The sequence below is a fragment of the Clostridium sp. genome (genome assembly GCF_016650095.1).
GTDB lineage: Bacteria > Bacillota > Clostridia > Clostridiales > Clostridiaceae > Clostridium_AD.
Genome location: NZ_JAENWL010000310.1, coordinates 1 through 4,571 on the forward strand (window position 1 = coordinate 1; position 4,571 = coordinate 4,571).

Genomic DNA, 4,571 nt, shown 5'->3' on the forward strand with positions numbered 1-4,571 from the left:
CAAGTTGCTTCAGCTGCTGTCATACCTTTAACAGACTGATATATATTTTGGTCTAGCGGATATCCTCCATTAGTTGATATAGCAATGTCTGCTTTAACAGCTTTCACCGATGCAAGTTCCATTACAAATTTACATCCTTCATTGTGTGCAAGTTCACTATCTCCTGCAAATGCATTTATAACATTCTTCTCACTGTCAATAACAACATTTAATATGAATGCTAGCTTTGCCTCTTTAGCAGCATATAACATATCTCTATGAATTGGGTTATTTAGAAGAATTCCAGACCTAGCATATTCACTTGCTATAAACTCAGAGCAATGATTTGCCATAACTGTCTTTGCTGATGCCACTCCCGGAAGAACACTTTTCCTTCCTCCAGAAAATCCTGCAAAGAAATGCGGTTCTATAAAGCCTTCAGAAATTAAAAGTTCAGCTTCCATTGCTAGCTTATTTAGGAGTAGCTCTCCACCTGATGGAAGAGTTCCTACGCTAACCATACTATTATAGTCCTCTGATACATGATTTATTATAACTTCATTATCTACAATTTCCTGTCCAAATTTACTTACCATTTCTTCCTTTGTAGTAGGCCTATGAAAACCAGTAGCAATTAATATTGTTATTTCAATTTTAGGATTTGCACTTCTAATTCTGGAAAGTAGTATTGGCAGTGTTACTTTACTTGGTACAGGTCTTGTGTGATCACTAGTTATTAATACTAAGTTTTTCTTGCCTTTAACTAATTCTTCTAATTTTGCACTTCCAATTGGGTTATCCAGTGCCTTATTAACAATTTCCTGCTGAGTACTTTCTACTTTAAAAGCATGAGCTTTTGATTCTAAAATTGCTACCAAATTTTTGTTTGGTATTTCAATTTCCAAAAACTGTTTTGAATATGGTATTTTGATATTAGTCATTTATATCCTCCCTACATTGTAAAATATTTTGCTCCAAAGTACGTAATTAATCCTAAGATTGCTACATACGCCAAACAAAATTTTAAAGTTGCCTTTAATATCTTACCTTCAGCTCCTACAATTCCTGTTGCCGCTGTGGCAACGGCAATACTTTGAGGTGAAATCATTTTACCTGCGGTAGCTCCACCAGTATTAGCAGCTGCTAGCCAATAAGGACTCATGTGTAAATTTTTTGCAACTTCTACTTGAAGTGGTCCAAACAATACATTAGATGATGTATCACTGCCAGTTACAAATGTACCTAGTGCACCTATGATTGGGGCAATTAGGGGATAAAAACTTCCTGTTCCTGCAACTAATACCACAGCAATAGATGTTATCATTCCACTATAGCTCATTACCTTTGCAAGAGCTACTATAGCAATTATTGTAATTGCCGTTTTACTCATTTGCGTACAAGTATTCGTAAATACTTTTATTATTTCTTTAACCTTAGCTCCTTGAATAAGCCCCCCTATAAATGTGGCAAGAATTATAAGCGTACCAGGATTAGCAATCCAGGTAAAGGTACTAAGTTTAGCATGTGGGCCAGTAAATATTTGAACAGAAGTTTTTATAGCCGATAATGGTTTATTAATCGCTGGAACAAGCGAGCTTGTAATTAATATAAAAGTTAGAATTAATATAAATGGTACCCAAGCTATTAACGCTTGTTTTAAAGATACCTCAACTTTATCTTTTGCTGCAGTTTTTTTATAAAATACTTTAGCTATTACAACTGTTACAATAATACATAATATTGAACCTATTAGTGCTGGAAGTTCAGGTCCAACATATTTTGCAATTAGAAGTTCTGGCAATGCAAAAGCTAGCCCCGATGCAAGAGAAATAAACACAACTCCTTTTATAGCCTTTACACTTTTACCTGTAAGCATTACTAAAGCTAATGGTACAATTACAATTAATGCAAATAATTGAATTCCAACTGCATACCCCAAAATGACAGGATCAATTCCTGCAACCTTTGCCAAGGTTATTACAGGCAGCCCTATGGCACCAAAAGCTGTTGGTGTTGTATTTGCAATAAGACATATTATTGCCGCAAATACTGGGTTAAAGCCAAGTGCGGCTAAAATACTTGCGGGTATAGCAACTGCTGTACCAAACCCTGCGATTGCTTCAAGAAACCCACCAAAACCCCAGGCAACTATTAAAACTAGTATTCTCCTATCAGTAGTTATGCCTGTCATCATATCCTTTATTACATCCATACTTTTTGTATGAATAGAAAGGTTATAAGTAAATACCGCTGCTATTATTACAACAATTATTGGCCATATTGCCATTGCTGCACCATCTAACGCTGCAGTAAAAGTTTGACCAATTGGCATCTTCCAAACTATGATCGCAAGTACCACTGTAATTACAAGTGTAATTGAGCATGTTTTATGCCCTGGCATTTTCAAGACACCTAGGGACACCATAAGCCATATGATCGGGATAAGTGCTATGAAAAATAATAAATAATCGTTCATCTTTTATTATCTCCTTCCGCTAGTAATATGAATCGATTTATTGAAATCGACTATATAAGACTATTATTTAATCGCCAACCCCTTTATAAGACATTGGCGATGCAATTTGTTTATTTTACTGACAAACTTTTCCTGGATTTAATATATTTTTAGGATCAAACGCAAATTTTATATTTTTCATAAGGTCTATATATACAGGCCCTAATTGTTCAAGCATATATGATTTCTTAGCAAATCCAATTCCATGTTCTCCAGAAACTAAACCTTTTAATTCCCTTGATTTACTATACATTGCTTCAAATACTTCAGCAATCTTCACAGACCATGCCTCATCTGTAAGTTCATCTTTTAAAACATACACATGTAAGTTACCATCACCTGCATGTCCAAAGCTTCTTATTCTTACATCAAACTGCTTTTGAAGTTCATTAGTATACTTAATAAATTCAGCTACTTTATTCCTTGGAACAACAACGTCACATTCATCCATATCGGTTGTTGTTGCTTTAACAGCTTCAAGAAAAGCTCCTCTTGCAGACCAAACAGCTTCTTTACGCTCATCTGTGTCAGTTATAAATACATCAAGAGCGCCTTCTTCAAGGCAAATATTAGCTACACTTTCATATGCTTTTTCTATTTCTTCTATGCTATTACCATCAAAAGTTAATAAAAGATATGCATCTGATGAATTATCAGGGAACTTTTTCCCTAAGAACTCTTCCGCAGCAATAATAACTTCTCTTTGCATAAATTCTATAGCAGTTGGCGCAGATTTTGATTTAACTATCAGGGGAACTGTTCCTATTGCCATATCAAGATTAGGAAAAGGTATTAAAAGTGATACAGCTTTTTTAGGTAGTGGTATAAGTTTTAGTATAATTTTTGTAACTATCCCGAGTGTTCCTTCAGCCCCGCAGATCATGTCTTTTATGCTGTAGCCAGTAGAATTTTTAACTACTTTTCCTCCAACATTAAGTATTTCTCCACTTGGAAGTACTACCTCAAGTCCTCTTATGTAATCTCTAGTTACTCCGTACTTAACAGCCCTCATTCCACCTGCATTAGTGCTTATGTTACCACCAATTGTAGCAGATTTCTCACCTGGATCTGGTGGATAAAATAAATCAAACTCTTCAACATACTTGCTTATCTCCATTAAAAGTACACCTGGCTCAAGCGTTAGCATCAAATTATCTTCATCTATCTCAATTATCTTATTCATTTTGGACATATTTATCATAATTCCACCGTGAATTGGAACTGATGCTCCTACAAGTCCTGTTCCTGATCCTCTTGCCACAACCGGAATCATATTTTCATTTGCATATTTCATAATTTTTGCCACTTCCGCAGTTTCAAGAACCTCAACTAATACATCTGGCATTTTGCTTATTCCACCCATCTCATCATGGCTGAAATCATCATTTATTTGGTCATCTGTAAACACTCTATCACTACCCAATACAGACACTAAAAATTCTATATCCGTAGCATCAAGCTTTTTATATCCCATAATATTGCCTCCTTGATTCTTAATTTAGCATAGTCACTAATTTTAGTGTAAACACTAATTTTCTAATATCTTAACGGTTTACTAAAAGTTACTAACACAAGCTTCTGCTCCACCATTTTTAATGTTTTCAATTAACTTAGGAACTATTTCATATATATCTCCTACTACCCCATAATGAGCTACATTAAATATTGAAGCATTTGAATCTGTATTTACTGCAAATATACGCTCTGAACTATTCATTCCAGCTGTAAATTGAACTGCCCCAGAAATTCCAAGAGCTATTATAAGTTTTGGTTTAACTGTCCTACCAGAAAGGCCTATCTGTTTCTTAGCATCAATCCAACCTGTTTCAATTAATCGTCTTGTCCCAGCAATTTGTGCACCAAGAAGATCTGCCAGTTCCTGAATCATAGCCATGTCCTTTTCTGACTTTAATGCTCTACCAACCGCAATGATTACCTCTGCGTCTGAGATGTTTTCTTCTATCTCTTTTTCTGTTACTTTTAATACTCTAATGTTTGAAGCTAATTTTTCTCTATCTATTTCACAAATTGTGATTTTGCCTTTTGGAGCACAAAGTTTTTCAGGAGCATTCATAAC

4 protein-coding genes are annotated in these 4,571 nt (G+C 35.0%); all 4 read right to left on the reverse strand.

All coding sequences use genetic code 11. The annotated features are described in order from the left end of the window. On the reverse strand, positions 1-920 hold a 920-nt coding region (larA, locus tag JJE11_RS15090), incomplete at its 3' end, for a nickel-dependent lactate racemase (RefSeq protein ID WP_291637079.1). A gap of 11 nt (positions 921-931) precedes the next feature. Further along, entirely contained in the window at positions 932-2,455 is a 1,524-nt protein-coding gene (locus JJE11_RS15095) for an L-lactate permease (protein ID WP_291637081.1), read from the reverse strand. 115 nt (positions 2,456-2,570) lie between these two features. Beyond that, positions 2,571-3,968: an FAD-binding oxidoreductase gene (locus tag JJE11_RS15100; protein WP_291637083.1), complete on the reverse strand. Its 1,398-nt coding sequence runs from the start codon at positions 3,966-3,968 to the stop codon at positions 2,571-2,573. Between the two features lie 81 nt (positions 3,969-4,049). Then, positions 4,050-4,571, reverse strand: a 522-nt coding sequence (locus JJE11_RS15105; RefSeq protein ID WP_291637084.1) for an electron transfer flavoprotein subunit alpha/FixB family protein, incomplete at its 5' end; no start/stop codon positions are given.

Bases quoted from the DNA above. Each gene is read 5' to 3' on its own strand.
- JJE11_RS15095 (WP_291637081.1), bottom strand. From the start codon at position 2,455: ATGAACGATTATTTATTATTTTTCATAGCACTTATCCCGATCATATGG.
- JJE11_RS15100 (WP_291637083.1), bottom strand. From the start codon at position 3,968: ATGGGATATAAAAAGCTTGATGCTACGGATATAGAATTTTTAGTGTCT.